This is a genomic window from Saccharothrix luteola, assembly GCF_020859565.1.
Lineage (GTDB): Bacteria > Actinomycetota > Actinomycetes > Mycobacteriales > Pseudonocardiaceae > Actinosynnema > Actinosynnema luteola.
The window spans coordinates 97,472-112,130 of sequence record NZ_JAJHUO010000024.1; the positions used below are offsets into that span (position 1 = coordinate 97,472).

Sequence of the window (14,659 nt, forward strand, 5' to 3'; positions counted from 1 at the left end):
TTCGACACGCCGGTTAGGGGGTGGTCAGGGATTCCAGGTGGTGGATCAGGCGGCGGGTGTCGACGGGGGAGACGGTGCTCCACGGTTGTTGGCCCGGGGTGGCCCGGCGGAGTTGGACGTAGCGGCCGTGGGGGTTGTCGAAGAACGACACGACGTGCTCGTGGCGGACGCGCTTGCCCCACTTGTCACGGCTCGCGCCGCCGAACTGGCCCCGGTTGCCCACGTCGCGGAACATGTCGGCGAGGGTGCGGGCGTCCTCCTGGCGGATGCCGCGCCCCAGCAGGGCCTGGTACAGGTCGTCCGGGGTGTTGGCATGAGCCGCGGCGGCGTCGAGGTCGGCGCTGGGCAGGGTCACGGAGTGGCCCGGACCCGCGGCCAGCGGCGGGAGGACGGAGAGCGCTTCGCGCGGGAGGCCCTCGGCCGACGCCGGGCGCAGGGTCAGCTGGTCGTGCGCGAGGACCGCCAGGACGCCGGACTGCCCCTTGGCCGCGGCCAGCACGCGCACGCTGTGGCCGAGCCACAACCGCCCGTCCACCTCCTGCTGCGGCCGGTTCAGCAGGTGCAGCAGGTCTTCCAGCACCGGGTCCAGCGACACGGGCCGACCCAGGCCGCGGCGGTCCAGGTCTGCCCACGCCCGCTGCTCCAGCTCGGCACGCTCCGCGTGCGTCTTGCCCGGTGACGGCACCTTGAGCACCAGCGGCATGGTCTCCAGCCGCAGGTGCTCCCAGAGCACGTCGAACTCCAGCGCCGAGATCGTCACCGGTTCGCGCAGGTCGTTGCTGCCCAAGTCCAAGCCGAACGTCGTCATCAGTGGGTGGTGCTCTCCCCGATCACCGGAGGCGAGATGATCCCGCCAATGCCGTAGATGTCGTCCGTCTCCCGAAGGTAGTCGGCGGCGTCGTGCGTGGCATCTTCTTCCTCCTCCGCGCCACGAGCCGCACCCAGACCGCCGAACGGGTCGAACGCGGGCTGCGGCGGCGCCGCGACGGTGCGCTTGTGCACGGTGTCGTTGCCGCCGACCTGGCCGCCGGCGCCGAGCATCGAGCCCGTCGACCCGCCTGGCCCCGCCGTCGCCGCGTGCTGCGTGCTGGCCGCGAACGCCCCGATCTCCACCGAGCTCACCGACGTCGTGCCGCTGGGCAGCAACGGCCCACCGCCCGCACCGGGCAGCAACTGCTGGTTGGCGCCCGCGGCGTGCTGCCCGTTCGTCGTGTCGGAGGAGGAAGAGGACGACGACGACGCCTTGCGCCGGTCCTTGTCCTGCTGACCACCCGCACCGCCACCACCGACCACGCCGCCGGGCCCGAACACGCCCGAACCCGACGTCGACGGGGGTAACGCGGCCGACGAAGTCCTGGTGGAACCGGCCGTCCCGGCCGAAGACGTGCCCGTCGACCCGCCGAACGTGGGCTGCGCCGCCGGACGCTGACCCGAGTAGCCGCCACGACCACCGCCGCGACCGCCACGCCACCCGCCCCGACCGCCGCCACGGCCACCGCCACGTCCACCGCGCGGACCGCCGTAACCCCAACCGGGCGCGGACACGCCCGCCGAGTCGTTGCGCACCACCTCGGGCGTGCTGATCACCAACTGCGGCGGCTGGTGGAACTGCCCCAACGTGCTGGTGTTCGACACCGTGCTGGAGGCGTAGGTCGTCATGACCTCGCGCGCCCGCTGCTCGGCCGCGTTGCGCGCCTTCTCCTGCTGCTCGTAGTCCGTCTGCCCGCCGACCAGGTTGGTCAACGCGCTGACGAGCAGGTTCGGCTCCTCCGCGGTCACCTTCACCGGCGGCGGCATGTCCGCGCGCGCCTTGGCGATGTAGTCCGCCTGCAGCTCGGCCGAGATGCGCATCACCTCCGCGCCGGCACGGGCGTCGTCCGCCCACGCGGCCAGCGGGTTGATGCCCGTCCGCGCCTTGTCCGCGGCCGAACCCTCCCAGGACGCGCCGGACCTCAGCACGCCCCGGTGCAGCTCGGCGTTGATCTCGGTCAACGCGGCGGAGACGCCCTGCCACCGCTCCATCGAGGCGTGCGAGGCCTTGGGCCCCGGCCCCGAGTTGATCTGCTCGTACAGCTCTTCGTGGCTGTACCCGCTCCAGCGGTGTCCATCGGGCATGAACGCTCCCCTTGCCTGCGCCGGGCGCTCAGCGGCTGCCCTGCTGTCCCATCAACCCGGTGTTGTCTTCTTCGATGGACTGGTACTGCTGCTCGACCAGGGTGAGCGCGTCCATGGCCGACTTGAGCTGCCGCTGGTAGTTCTCCAACGCGATCAGCGCCGAGTCGCCCGATTCGAGCGACCGCTCGTTGAACCGCTCCGCGGCGTCCTGGCTCACCGGGTCACCCGCCCACGGGCGCACCCTGACCTCGGTGATGGCCTGCTCGATCTGCTCGTCCAGCTTCGACAACGCGCCCGCGAACGCGTTGCGGAGACTGGGGATCGCGCTGGGTTCGACGTTCAACGTGTGCGACAGGGGCGGTGGTGAGCCCGTGTCAGCGCCGTGGCCGTGGTCTTCCGACGGCATGGACAACCTCCCGCCTTCCTCGTTCCCGTCGCGCCATTCCGTTCTCGCGCAAGGTCACTCTAGCCACCCGGTCCGACAGCGGGGAGTGGGTGGAGCGCACATCCCCCGCCTGGATCAGCGCCGTTGCAGCAAACCGGCTACCGCCGCTTCTGCCGCCCGTTGCGCCCCTTGGCACAGAGTGTCTTGCTTCGCCGCTCTTTCGTTACCGCCGTCGCGGAACATCACGTCGAGGAACTGCCCCTCCGCGACGTCCACCTCGACGTTGCACACGTTGTCCATGCCGGGCGTCCGCACGGTCAGGCCGGGGAATCCGGCCACCGTGGTCTGCTCGGCGTGCACCTGGGCGTTCTCGCTGAGCCAAACGCCCACGCCCTCCACTGTGACGAGCGCCAGCCGCACGACGTTCCCGCTGATGTTGCTGCGCATGGTGCACGCCTTCGCGTTGCCGAAGCTCGCTTCCACGTACGCGCTCGGCGGGTTGTCCAGGCTCAGCGCGATGCGCTGTTCGGGTGAGAGCACCGCGCACGGGTCCACGTCGTCCAGCCGCACCTCCTGCGGCCTCGGTGGCAACGACGGCGCGGTGGTCGTCGTGGCGGGCAGCGGTTCGTCGACCCGGCCGTCGGCCTTCTTGTCCGGAACGGGCGTGCAGGAGGCCATCGCCAACGCGCAGAGCGTGGCGGTGAGCAACCGAGCAGCCCTCATGGACACCTACCGTAGCCGGGTCCACACGCCAAGTGGACCCTCGGCTGTGAAGCCGCACTTCGCGGCCACGTGACGGGCCGCGTCGTCCGGGGGTCTGGCGGTGATCAGCGGTAGGTCGAGGAACCCGAAACCGAACCGCAGCACGGCGGCGATCACGTGTGTCGCGATGCCCTTGCCGCGCAGGTCAGGCGTGATCCAGCAGTGCAGCTCGCCGGTGCTGGACAGGGAGGTCTCGCCGACGGCCGTCCCGGTGAGCTGGTCGCACACGGCCCAGGAACAGGATTCGTCGGCGCGCCACTGGTCCGCGCGTTCGGCGATGTGCGCGCCGGCCGCGTCGAGATCGGGGTAGAGGCCACCGCCCACCAACGCCGGCCGGTCGTCGACGCGGTCGTCCGCGCGGAGTTGGCGCAGGTAGAACTCACCCGCGTTGATCTCGACGGCCTCCATGCCGAATGTCCTCGCTCCGCTCGGACGGGCAAGGTCGCCCGGAAGTCGGGAGACTAGTCCGTGACGAACCCGTCGTAGCGCCCGGCCAGTTCTTCGAGCAGGCCGCGGTGGGCGGACGCGGGCCGGTCGTCGGGACCGGTGGTCAACTCCACGACCCAGTCGGCGTCTTCCAGGTCGTCCTCGCCGGCCAGCACGTCCTTGTGCACCGCGCACGGCGACCAGCCGGCCTCGGCCAGTTCCCGCGCGGCTTCCTCCGCGTCGTCGCGGTCGTGCAGGACCAGCAACAACGGACCCGCGGTCCCGGGCGAACCCGTGCCGACGCCGTCGTCCAACAAGCCGCGCGACGCCAGCGCCTCGTGCAACGCGGGGAAGTCCGGCGTGTGCACGGCGTCGATGCCGATCGTCCGCGCCGCCTCCGCGTTCACCGCGTTGTCATCGCAGAACAACGTCCCCGACGGCGAGTGTTGCAGCACCCGCAACGCGCGTCGGAACGCCTCGGGCGACGGCTTGGCCACCCCGAGCCGCGCGGACGACACGACCGCGTCGACCTCGCGGTCCAGCCCCAACGCCGCCAGGTCGCGCGGCAGCCGGTCGGTCGCGTTGGACAGCAACGCCACCCGGCACCGCTTGCGGACCCGCCGCACGAGGTCCAACGCCTCGCCGATCACCTCGCCGGTCCGGGTCCACGCCGCCACCGCGTCCGCCGCGCGTGCCGGCGGGAGCCCTTCGACGACCAGCTGCTCCCGCACGGCCGCGCGCCACTCCTCGTCCGTGGCACGGCCGGCGGTCGCGGGACCGGCCAGGGCGAACGACACCCGCGCCAACGTGCCGCGCGGCAGGCCGAAACCGTCCTCGATCGGCCCGTCCGGCGGGAACCGCCGCAGCACGCCGTCCAGGTCGAGCAGCAGCAGCGACGGCGCGCTCAACGCCTGCCCATCCGGCCGATCAGCAGCATCGCCGCGGGGATCAGCAGGAACACCAACGGCGTCTTGGCCAGGAAGAACAACGCCACGCTGATGATCGCGACCGCCGTGACGGCCGCGCTGCTCACCCGGAACTCGAGCGGGAACCCCCGGCGCGCGGACACCGCCGAACCCGACGGCGGCGGCTCGACCTGCGTGAACCGCGGCCGTGGCGCGGGCAGGTCGCTGAACAGCGCGTACAGGTCGCCGCGGGTCTTCGCGGTGGCGATGCGGGCGGAGCGGTCGCCGTACTCGTCCATGCTCAGCCGCCCCTCGCCGAGGTGCGTGCCGAGCAGTTCGAGCGCGTGCTCACGCTCCGCGTCGCCGATCCGGATGTCCCGCTCGCTCACACGGGTGAGCCTATTCCTTGATCTCGCAGATGACCGTGCCCTGGGTCACCGCCGCGCCCGGCTCGGCGGCCAGCCCGGTGACCACGCCGGACTTGTGCGCGGTGACCGGGTTCTCCATCTTCATGGCCTCCAGCACGACGATCAGCTCACCCGCCTCGACCTGCTGGCCGTCCTCGACCGCGACCTTGACGATCGTGCCCTGCATGGGCGCGGCCACCGCGTCGCCGGAGACCGCCGCGCCGCCCTTGCCGCCGCCCCGCTTGCGCGGCTTGGCCTTCACGCCCGCCTTGGCCGCGCCACCGCCCCCGCCGCCACCGCCGACGAACGCCAGGTCACCGGGCAGCGAGACCTCCAGCCGACGTCCGCCGACCTCGACCACCAGGGTCTGCCGCGGCTCGTCCTCCTCGGCCTCCGCGCCGTCGGTGAACGGCGCGATGGTGTTGTCGAACTCGGTCTCGATCCACCGCGTGTGCACGGTGAAGCCGTCCTCGGAGCCGACGAACGCCGGGTCGCGCACGATCGCGCGGTGGAACGGCAGCACGGTCGCCATGCCCTCCACCACCATCTCGTCCAGCGCGCGCCGGGCCCGCTCCAGGGCCTGCGCCCGGTCCTCGCCGGTGACGATCAGCTTGGCCAGCAACGAGTCGAACTGGCCGCCGATGACCGTGCCGCTCTCCACGCCCGCGTCCACCCGGACACCGGGACCGGACGGCGAGGTGAACGTGGTGACCGTGCCGGGCGCGGGCAGGAAGTTGCGGCCCGCGTCCTCGCCGTTGATCCGGAACTCGATCGAGTGGCCGCGCGGGGTGGGGTCCTCGGTGAACCGCAGCACCTCGCCGGCGGCGATCCGGAACTGCTCGCGCACCAGGTCGAGGCCCGCGGTCTCCTCGCTGACCGGGTGTTCGACCTGAAGACGGGTGTTGACCTCGAGGAACGAGATCGTGCCGTCCACCGCGACCAGGTACTCGACCGTGCCGGCGCCGTGGTAGCCGGCCTCCTTGCAGATGGCGCGCGCCGACCGGTGGATCTCGGCCCGCTGCTCGTCGGTCAGGAACGGCGCGGGCGCCTCCTCGACCAGCTTCTGGTGGCGGCGCTGCAACGAGCAGTCACGCGTGCCGACGACGATGACGTTGCCGTGCTGGTCGGCCAGGACCTGCGCCTCGACGTGCCGCGGCTTGTCCAGGTAGCGCTCGACGAAGCACTCGCCGCGGCCGAACGCCGTGACGGCCTCGCGCACCGCGCTGTCGAACAGCTCGGGGATCTCCTCCAGCGTGCGCGCCACCTTGAGACCACGACCGCCGCCGCCGAACGCCGCCTTGATCGCGACCGGCAGGCCGTGCTCCTCGGCGAACGCGATGATCTCGTCCGGGCCGGAGACCGGGTCCTTGGTGCCGGGGACCAGCGGCGCGCCCGCGCGCATCGCGATGTGCCGCGCGGTGACCTTGTCGCCGAGGTCGCGGATGGCCTGCGGGGTCGGCCCGACCCAGATCAGGCCCGCGTCCAGCACCGCCTGGGCGAAGTCCGCGTTCTCGGACAGGAAGCCGTAGCCGGGGTGGACCGAGTCCGCGCCCGCGCGCTTGGCCACGTCGAGGATCTTGTCGATGGAGAGGTAGCTGTCCCCGGGCGTGCTGCCGCCCAGGGCGAACGCCTCGTCCGCCAACCGGACGAACGGGGCGTCCCGGTCCGGGTCGGCGTACACGGCGACGCTGGTCAGGCCGGCGTCTCGGCAGGCACGGATGACCCGGACGGCGATCTCACCGCGGTTGGCGACGAGGACCTTGCGCAGCGACACGACGTCCTACCTCCTGGCAACGCTGGGACTGGGAGCGGCAATGGTCGTGGAGTTTAGTGACCCGCCAGTACTCGGAGACCGAGAGACAAGTCACGCTTGGGTGGAACAATCGGAAATCGTGACACGCCCGCCCGCCGCCGCGCTTCTGACAGCTTGCGCAGCTGTGCTCATCACCGTTGCGGGACTGGTCATGGCCTGGTCACTGCGGCCCACCGCGGCCACCGACCCGGGCGCCGTGACACCGCAGGACGAATTGCGGTGCGGGACGACGGCGTGCCGTTCGGTGGTGAAACAGGAGGTCGGTGTCGATTCAGTGGAATTGGTCGTCGGCGAGGGCGCGGGCCGGATCCGGACCAGCGGCGCGTCCGGGCCGAACATCTTCGAGCTGACCATCGCGACTTCGGGTGCCCGGATCGACGCGTCGTCGCTGCAGTGCGTGGACGCGGAGGTGGCGGTGTGCCTGGTGCGGGGCGAGGTCGGCGGCGAGGTGCTCGGGGAGGTGCTGGTGCGCCGGTCGGGCGCCTGGTCGCGGGCGCAGGTGCCGTACGTGGCCAGCGGGGCGTACTTGGCGCTGCACGACGTGGACCACGACGCGGTCGCCGATGTGGTGGCCGTGCAGCGGGGGTGCCAGGCGGGCGTGGACTGCGCGCGGTGGTTCGCGCAGGTGTTCTCGCTCGCGGGTGGCGGCGGTGAGCTGGGGTGCACGCCGGTCGTGCGGGCGGCGGAGTCGTTGCCGGGCTGGCCGACCGTGACGCCTGACCCGTCCGACCTGCGCCACTGCGGCGCGTGACCGTCCTGAACGTTGAACTCGGGTGTTCCGAGTGTTCGACACGCGGGCCCTGAGTGTTCGACACACGCGCGTGTCGAACACTCAGGTCCCGCGTGTCCCACGTTCAGGACCCCCGAGTTCTACCGTCAGGCGGGGACCGGGGTCGGGCGGGGGCCCGTCAGCAGGGGCGGGTCGCTCGGGGTGTTGAGGACCTCGTCGTCCAGCAGGCCCTCGGAGCGGGCGACCAGGACCGGGACGGTGATCTGGCCGGTCACGTTGGTGGCCGTGCGGACCATGTCCAGGATCGGGTCGATCGCGTAGACGACGGCGACACCGGTGGCGATGACCTCCGGCGGCATGTTCACCGCGCCCAGGGTCAGCGTCAGCATGGTGAACCAGCCGGTGGTGCCCGCCGTGGCCAGCGCGCCGAACACGGCGACCGCGACGATCGCCACGTACTGCCACACGCCCAGCTGCACGCCGAACAGGTTCGCGATGAACACCGTGGCGATGGCCGGGTACACGGCGGCGCAACCGTCCATCTTCGTGGTCGTGCCCAGCGGCACGGCGAACGACGCGTAGTCGTCGTCCACGCCGAGGTTGGCGGCGGTCTGCCTGCTCAACGGCAGCGTCGCGCCCGACGAGCGGGACACGAAGGCGAACTGGATCGCGGTCCACGCCTTGGCGAAGAACGTCACCGGCGACACCCGGCCGACGAACCGCAGCAGCAGCGGGTACACCACGAACAGCACCAGCAGCGACCCGCCGTACACCGACGCGATCAGCGAGAACAGCGGCTGGACGAACGAGTTGCCGTACGTCGCGAACGCCGTGCCGATCAGGCCGAACACGCCGATCGGCGCGAGCAGCACGATCCAGCCGACGATCTTCTGGATCAGGTCGAACGCCGACCGGGTCAGCGTGACGAACGGCGTGGCCTTCTCGCCCAGCGCGTACGCGGCGAAGCCGACCAGCACCGCGATGAACACGACCTGGAGCACCTCGCCCTCGGTGAAGGCGCTGAACAGGTTGGACGGGATCAGGGTCTCCAGCAACGTGCTCCACGAGCCCGGGTCACGCGCGGCGAGCTTCTCCACCGCCGCCGCGGACGGTTCGACCTGCACGCCCGCGCCCGGCTTGAAGATCAACGCGATGGCCAGGCCGATCAGCACGGCGATCAGGGACGTGATGGCGAACCACAGCAGCGTCTTCCCGCCCAGCCGCGCGGCGCGCGAGCTGCCGAGCCTGCGCAGGCTCGTGATGCCCACCACGATCGCGGTGAACACGAGGGGGATGACGGTGAACTGCAGGAGGCTGGTGAAGACGTCGCCGATGGAACCGAGGGTGGTGGTGAGCCACGCCTGGTCCGTGCTCTTGGCGACGTACCCCGCCAGGGCGCCGAGGACGAGCGCGGCGAGGACGGTGAAGCCGAACACCTTCGGCTTCGTATAACTGCGGACGAACGACACGACTGCTCCGGGTTGGCTGCGCAGGGGTGGACGACGGGGGCGGCGTCAGCCGCGACAGCCCGTGTTGGTCCTGCGCCCGAAGTCGATGTGACGGCGGCGCGTCAGCAGTTCACCCACAGCTCCCCCAACGCGAAAGCCCTTCGAAGAGCTTCCCGGATCAGGGAAAATGTGACAACGGCTACCAGATGTCGGACACCTTGACGTCGACTTGACGCAGCAGCTTGCGCGTGAGCGGCAGGCTGATCCCGATGACGCTGGACGGGTCGCCGTCGATGCGGTCCACGAACCAGCCGCCCAGGCCGTCGAGCGTGAACGCGCCCGCGACCGCCAGCGGCTCCCCGGTCGCGAGGTAGGCCTCCAGCTCGTCGTCGGTCGGGCGGCCGAACCTGACCAGGGTCGTCTCGTGCCCGACGGCGCGCGCCACGACCCGCCCGCCGCTCAGCCGCAGCACGGCGTGCCCGGTCAGCAGGGCGCCGGTGGTGCCGGCCATCTTCTTCCACCGCTCGCGCGCGACCTCGACCGTGCCGGGCTTGCCGTGCACCTCGCCGTCGGCGGTGCGCAGCATCGAGTCGCAGCCGACGATGACCGCGTCGTCGTCCTCGTCCCGGGCGATCGCCTCGGCCTTCGCCGTCGCCAGGGCCGTGACCAGCTCTTCGGGTGTGGGGTCGGCGAGGGAGGCGGCGAGTGCGTCCTCGTCGACGCCGGACACGCGCACGACGGGCTCGACACCGGCGGCACGCAGCACGGCCAGGCGGGCGGGGGACTGGGAGGCGAGGACGAAGCGCACGACGTGCAGCCTAAAGGCCTCGTCGGAACGCCGGTGCGTAGAACTACCGATGCGCGCTGTGACGACGTTCGGCACCCTCGGGGTTGTGCAGCGTTTGGCTCTGGTGGTCCGCCGGACCGACCGGGGTCGTGGCCGGTACCGGTGGCTCGTGGTGGTGCCGGCCGTCCTGATCCTGGTCCTGTCGGCCCGGGTGGTGTCGACGGACCCGGTGGGGTACGGCGTGCCGTTCTGGCCGTTCGCGAACGGCAGCGACCGCGTCGAGTACCAGGTGATGGACCAGGTGACGTCGATCGCGCGGGCGTTGCGGCGGCTCGACGAGGTGCCCTCGGCGGTGGCCGCCGAGGGCGTCGAGGTGCTGGAGGCGCGGGTCGGCGTGGGCGCGGTGTGGATGCGCGTGCGCGTGCACGTGCCGGACGGGTCGCGCTGCCGCGAGGTGTCCGTGCTCGGCGACGGCGCCCAGGTCAACTCACGCCGCGTGAGTTGTTGAGTGCGGTGTGGCGGTTCAACCCGGCAGTGCGGAAGACCGCCATGCGCCCGGGCCGTGCGGCAGTGGTCGCCTGACTTGCCTGGACTTGTCCGACCACGCCGAGCGGCGCGGCTCGTCCTCGACGGGACCGCCGGCCGTTGCCAGGCCGACCACGACCGCCGTCACGGCGGCCAGCTCGACGTCGTCCGGGTTGCCTCGCACCACCCGGAGGTGCGGCGCCGCGCTCACAGCGGGATGTTCCCGTGCTTCTTGGGCGGCAGTGCCTCGCGCTTGTCGCGCAGCACCGCCAGCGCCCTGGCGACGTACGAACGCGTGAAAGAGGGAGGGATCACACTGTCAACATAGCCGCGTTCGGCCGCCACGTAAGGGTTGCAGAGGGTGTCTTCGTATTCTTGCTGCAAACGGGCCCGAAGCGCGTCCACGTCCTCCCCCGAAGCCGCGGCCGCCGTCAACGCCTTGCGGTGCACGATGTTCGCCGCGCCCTGCGCGCCCATGACCGCGATCTGCGCCGTCGGCCACGCCAGGTTGATGTCCGCGCCCAGGTGCTTGGACCCCATCACGTCGTACGCGCCGCCGTAGGCCTTCCGGGTGATCACGGTGACCAGCGGCACGGTCGCCTCGGCGTAGGCGTAGATCAGCTTCGCGCCGCGCCGGATGATGCCGTTCCACTCCTGGTCGGTGCCGGGCAGGAAGCCGGGCACGTCCACGAACGTCAGCACCGGGATGTTGAACGCGTCGCAGGTCCGGACGAACCGCGCCGCCTTCTCCGAGGCGTCGATGTCCAGGCAGCCCGCGAACTGGGTCGGCTGGTTGGCCACGATGCCGACCGAGTGGCCGTCCACCCGGCCGAAGCCGACCAGGATGTTCGGCGCGAACAGCGGCTGGACCTCCAGGAACTCGCCCTCGTCCAGCACCCGGGTGACGACCTCGTGCATGTCGTACGGCTGGTTCGCCGAGTCGGGGATGAGGGTGTCGAGCTCGCGGTCGGAGTCGGTGATCGAGTCCTCGACCGAGCCGTGCACCAGGTCGTCCGGCGCGTCGAAGACGGGCGGCTCGGACATGTTGTTGGCGGGCAGGTAGGACAGCAGCTCCTTGACGTAGGAGATGGCGTCCTCTTCGTTGTCGCCGAGGTAGTGCGCGTTGCCGGACTTGGTGTTGTGCGTGCGCCCGCCGCCGAGCTCCTCGAAGCCGACGTCCTCGCCGGTGACGGTCTTGATCACGTCCGGGCCGGTGATGAACATGTGCGAGGTCTGGTCGACCATGACCACGAAGTCGGTCAACGCGGGCGAGTAGACGTGGCCGCCCGCGTTCGCGCCCATGATCAGCGAGATCTGCGGCACGACGCCGGACGCGGCCACGTTGCGGCGGAAGATCTCGCCGTAGAGGCCGAGCGAGACGACACCCTCCTGGATGCGCGCGCCGCCGCCCTCGTTGATGCCGACGATCGGCCGGCCGGTCTTGATCGCCAGGTCCATGACCTTGACGATCTTCTCGCCGTACACCTCGCCGAGCGAGCCGCCGAAGATCGTGACGTCCTGGCTGAACACGCACACCGGGCGGCCGTCGACGGTGCCGTAGCCGGTCACCACGCCGTCGCCGTAGGGCCGGTTGCGCTCCTGCCCGAAGTTGGTCGAGCGGTGCCGCGCCAGCTCGTCCAGCTCGACGAACGAGCCCGGGTCAAGCAGCAGCTCGATGCGCTCGCGGGCGGTCTTCTTGCCCTTGGCGTGCTGCTTCTCGACCATGCGCGCCGAACCGGCGTGCACGGCCTCCTCGTTGCGCCGGTAGAGGTCGGCGAGCTTCCCGGCCGTGGTGCGGACGTCCGGCTCCTCGCCATCGGGGGTGGTCGCGCTGCTCATAGCGCCGCAGCTTAACCAGCCGGTAACGTCCGCGCGTGGCGTAGTAGCCCAGGTCACTGGACGCCGAAGTTGACCTCCAGCGCGGTGGAGGTTGCAGGCTTGTCCCCGCGGCCCGCCCCACGATCCACACCGCTCCGACAAGCGCGTGGGGCGGGTCGCGACTCCCGACGCGGACCCGCGGACCCTGCGGGCCGGCCGCGTCACTCCTAAGGTGCGAGCCGTGACCTTGGATGCCACCGCCCTCCGCTCCGCTCTCATCGGCCCCTACGCGACGGTCGACGTCGTCGCCGAGACCGGTTCCACGAACCACGACCTGCGTGACGCGGCGAACCGGGGCGCGCACGACCGCACCGCCCTGATCGCCGAACGGCAGACCGCGGGCCAGGGTCGGCGCGGCCGCGGCTGGACGTCGCCCGCCGGCGGCCTTTACGTGAGCGTGCTGTTCCGCCCGACCAACGTGCCGCCGGCGAGGTTGCCGTGGGTGACGCTGCTCGCGGGCGTGGCGCTGGTCCGCACGGCGCGGAGCGTCGGCGTCGAGGCGTCCCTGAAGTGGCCGAACGACCTGCTCATCGGCGACGCCAAGGCGGCGGGCGTGCTGGCCGAGACCAGCGCGGGCGTGGCGCAGGCGGCGGTCGTCGGCATCGGGCTCAACGTGGCGAAGCTGCCCGAGGACGTCGAACCGGGTGCGGGCGGTCTGCGGCCGACCAGCCTCGAGGACCACGCCGGACCGCTGGACCGCACCGAGCTGGCGATCACACTGCTGCGCGAGCTGGCCGCGCTGGAAGACCAGTGGCGGCGGGCGGACGGCGACGAGCCGTCGTTGCGCGACGAGTACCGGCGGCACTGCACCACGCTCGGCAGCCAGGTGCGGGTGGAGCTGGCCAGGGGCGAGTCGCTGGTCGGCACGGCCCGGTACCTGGAGACCGACGGCACTCTGGTGGTGCGCGACCACGCGGGCGCCGACCACTCCGTTTCCGCCGGGGACGTGGTGCACCTCCGGGTACGGTGAGGCGAGCCGCACCCGAGGCGAGCCGAGCCACCGAAAGGGACCGTCGTGGCCTACCCGGACGACCTGCTCAGCACCGGCGAGCACGTCGTGATCCACCGGCACCCGCACTGGAAGACGCTGGTCGTCCCGGTGCTCGTGCTCCTCGTCGCGGTCGGTGTCGGCGCCTACCTCGCGGTGCAGGTGTCCGACTTCGGCTGGGCCTCGATCGCCTGGATCGCGCTCGCGGCGATCGTCGCGGTCCTGGTGGCCTGGCTGACCCTGGCGCCGGTCATCCGCTGGCGCACCACGCACTTCATCATCACCAGCGAGCGCGTGATGTACCGGATCGGCGTGTTCAAGCGCACCGGCCTGGACATCCCGCTCGGCCGCGTCAACAGCGTCCGCTTCGAGCACACCCTGGTGGACCGGCTGCTCGGCTGCGGCACGCTGATCATCGGGTCGGCCTCGGACGAGCCGTTGGAGTTCGACGACATCCCCCGGGTGGAGAAGGTGCACTCGCTGCTCTACCGGGAGATCAACGACAACCCCGCCGATGACAGCACGATCGACGACCACCGGACGGAGGACAGGGTCACAGATGGGCGCGCGTGAAGTCGGTCTGCCGGACACGGTCGGCGCGGGCGGCCTGCCCGACCGCGTGACGATCTGGGAGGTCGGGCCGCGGGACGGGCTGCAGAACGAGTCCGAGGTCGTGCCGGTCGACACCAAGCTGGAGTTCCTGGACCGGCTGGCCGACGCGGGCGGCACGGTGCTGGAGGCCACGAGCTTCGTGCACCCCAAGTGGGTGCCGCAGCTGGCCGACGCCGAGGAGCTGCTGGCCGGCCTGGTCAAGCGCCCCGGCGTGAGCTACCCGGTGCTGGTGCCCAACGAACGCGGGCTGGAGCGGGCGCTGCGGGCGGGCGTGGACCACGTCGCGATCTTCGCCAGCGCCACCGAGACCTTCGCCCGGCGCAACCTGAACCGGTCGCTGGACGAGCAGTTCGCCATGTTCGACCCGGTCGTGTCCCGCGCCAAGGCCGAAGGCCTGGCGGTGCGCGGGTACGTGTCGATGTGCTTCGGCGACCCGTGGGAGGGCGCCGTGCCGCGCGAGCAGGTCGTCGGCGTCGGCAAGCGGCTGCTGGACATGGGCTGCGACCAGCTCTCGCTGGGCGACACGATCGGCGTGGCCACGCCGGGCCAGGTGACCGCGCTGCTGGCCGGTTTCGACGACGTCGACCGGCTCGCCGTGCACTTCCACGACACCTACGGGCAGGCGTTGGCGAACACGCTGGCCGCGATGCAGGCGGGCGTGCGCACGATCGACTCGTCGGCGGGCGGGCTGGGCGGCTGCCCGTACGCCGAGTCCGCGACCGGCAACCTCGCCACCGAGGACCTGGTGTGGATGCTGGACGGGCTGGGCGTGTCGCACGGCGTCGACCTGGACAAGCTCGCCGACACCAGCGCGTGGATGGCCGAACGGCTGGGCCGGCCGAGCCCGTCGCGGGTGGTCCGGGCGCTGCGGGGGTAGC

At 71.5% G+C, this 14,659-nt stretch carries 17 protein-coding genes; 5 read left to right on the forward strand and 12 right to left on the reverse strand.

The window, feature by feature from the left end:
* Positions 1-13: 13 nt before the first annotated feature.
* The 8 genes from LNK82_RS30985 to LNK82_RS31020 all read right to left on the reverse strand — a co-directional run bounded on the left by LNK82_RS30985 (position 14) and on the right by LNK82_RS31020 (position 6,774).
* The gene (locus LNK82_RS30985; protein ID WP_230570426.1) at positions 14-808 is read right to left on the reverse strand and encodes an ESX secretion-associated protein EspG; all 795 of its coding nucleotides are present in this window, start codon (positions 806-808) and stop codon (positions 14-16) included.
* Positions 808-2,115 carry a PPE domain-containing protein gene (locus LNK82_RS30990; RefSeq protein WP_230570427.1) on the reverse strand — a complete coding sequence of 436 codons (1,308 nt, stop codon included), beginning with the start codon at positions 2,113-2,115 and terminating at the stop codon, positions 808-810. Before LNK82_RS30990 ends, LNK82_RS30985 begins: the two co-directional genes overlap by 1 nt.
* Positions 2,116-2,143: 28 nt before the next feature.
* Complete coding sequence (locus LNK82_RS30995; RefSeq protein WP_230570428.1) at positions 2,144-2,521, reverse strand: transcriptional regulator; 378 nt, start codon at positions 2,519-2,521, stop codon at positions 2,144-2,146.
* A 114-nt stretch (positions 2,522-2,635) separates the two neighbouring features.
* Positions 2,636-3,223, reverse strand: a complete 588-nt coding sequence (locus tag LNK82_RS31000) for a DUF3558 domain-containing protein (RefSeq protein WP_230570429.1) — start codon at positions 3,221-3,223, stop codon at positions 2,636-2,638.
* A gap of 6 nt (positions 3,224-3,229) precedes the next feature.
* A complete protein-coding gene (locus LNK82_RS31005; RefSeq protein ID WP_230570430.1) occupies positions 3,230-3,670 on the reverse strand; it encodes a GNAT family N-acetyltransferase in 441 nt (146 codons plus the stop codon).
* 53 nt (positions 3,671-3,723) lie between these two features.
* Entirely contained in the window at positions 3,724-4,596 is an 873-nt protein-coding gene (locus tag LNK82_RS31010) for an HAD family hydrolase (protein WP_230570431.1), read from the reverse strand.
* Positions 4,593-4,982, reverse strand: coding sequence for a DUF1707 SHOCT-like domain-containing protein (locus LNK82_RS31015; RefSeq protein WP_230570432.1), 390 nt, complete (start codon positions 4,980-4,982; stop codon positions 4,593-4,595). Before LNK82_RS31015 ends, LNK82_RS31010 begins: the two co-directional genes overlap by 4 nt.
* A 10-nt stretch (positions 4,983-4,992) precedes the next feature.
* On the reverse strand, positions 4,993-6,774 hold the full coding sequence (locus LNK82_RS31020; RefSeq protein ID WP_230570433.1) for an acetyl/propionyl/methylcrotonyl-CoA carboxylase subunit alpha: 1,782 nt from the start codon (positions 6,772-6,774) through the stop codon (positions 4,993-4,995).
* A gap of 313 nt (positions 6,775-7,087) precedes the next feature.
* Here LNK82_RS31020 and LNK82_RS31025 point away from each other — a divergent pair, with 313 nt between their 5' ends.
* On the forward strand, positions 7,088-7,564 hold the full coding sequence (locus tag LNK82_RS31025) for a hypothetical protein (RefSeq protein WP_230570434.1): 477 nt from the start codon (positions 7,088-7,090) through the stop codon (positions 7,562-7,564).
* A 125-nt stretch (positions 7,565-7,689) separates the two neighbouring features.
* Here the strand turns inward: LNK82_RS31025 and LNK82_RS31030 are convergent, their stop codons facing one another.
* Positions 7,690-9,012, reverse strand: coding sequence for a dicarboxylate/amino acid:cation symporter (locus LNK82_RS31030; RefSeq protein WP_230570435.1), 1,323 nt, complete (start codon positions 9,010-9,012; stop codon positions 7,690-7,692).
* Positions 9,013-9,190: 178 nt separating this feature from the next.
* Positions 9,191-9,799 carry a Maf family protein gene (locus tag LNK82_RS31035; RefSeq protein WP_230570436.1) on the reverse strand — a complete coding sequence of 203 codons (609 nt, stop codon included), beginning with the start codon at positions 9,797-9,799 and terminating at the stop codon, positions 9,191-9,193.
* A gap of 85 nt (positions 9,800-9,884) precedes the next feature.
* On the opposite strand from LNK82_RS31035, the gene LNK82_RS31040 reads away from it, so the two are divergent.
* Positions 9,885-10,286, forward strand: a complete 402-nt coding sequence (locus LNK82_RS31040; RefSeq protein ID WP_230570437.1) for a hypothetical protein — start codon at positions 9,885-9,887, stop codon at positions 10,284-10,286.
* 15 nt (positions 10,287-10,301) lie between these two features.
* Here the strand turns inward: LNK82_RS31040 and LNK82_RS31045 are convergent, their stop codons facing one another.
* A complete protein-coding gene (locus tag LNK82_RS31045) occupies positions 10,302-10,514 on the reverse strand; it encodes an acyl-CoA carboxylase subunit epsilon (protein ID WP_230570438.1) in 213 nt (70 codons plus the stop codon).
* Complete coding sequence (locus tag LNK82_RS31050) at positions 10,511-12,142, reverse strand: acyl-CoA carboxylase subunit beta (protein WP_230570439.1); 1,632 nt, start codon at positions 12,140-12,142, stop codon at positions 10,511-10,513. Before LNK82_RS31050 ends, LNK82_RS31045 begins: the two co-directional genes overlap by 4 nt.
* A gap of 220 nt (positions 12,143-12,362) precedes the next feature.
* Between LNK82_RS31050 and LNK82_RS31055 the strand changes: the two genes are divergently transcribed.
* The 3 genes from LNK82_RS31055 to LNK82_RS31065 are packed head-to-tail and all read left to right on the forward strand — an operon-like array spanning position 12,363 to position 14,658.
* Positions 12,363-13,151 (forward strand): biotin--[acetyl-CoA-carboxylase] ligase, encoded by a 789-nt coding sequence (locus tag LNK82_RS31055; protein ID WP_230570440.1) that lies wholly within the window; start codon positions 12,363-12,365, stop codon positions 13,149-13,151.
* 45 nt (positions 13,152-13,196) lie between these two features.
* A complete protein-coding gene (locus tag LNK82_RS31060; RefSeq protein ID WP_230570441.1) occupies positions 13,197-13,742 on the forward strand; it encodes a PH domain-containing protein in 546 nt (181 codons plus the stop codon).
* A complete protein-coding gene (locus LNK82_RS31065; RefSeq protein ID WP_230570442.1) occupies positions 13,729-14,658 on the forward strand; it encodes a hydroxymethylglutaryl-CoA lyase in 930 nt (309 codons plus the stop codon). Before LNK82_RS31060 ends, LNK82_RS31065 begins: the two co-directional genes overlap by 14 nt.
* The last annotated feature ends 1 nt before the right edge of the window (position 14,659 follow it).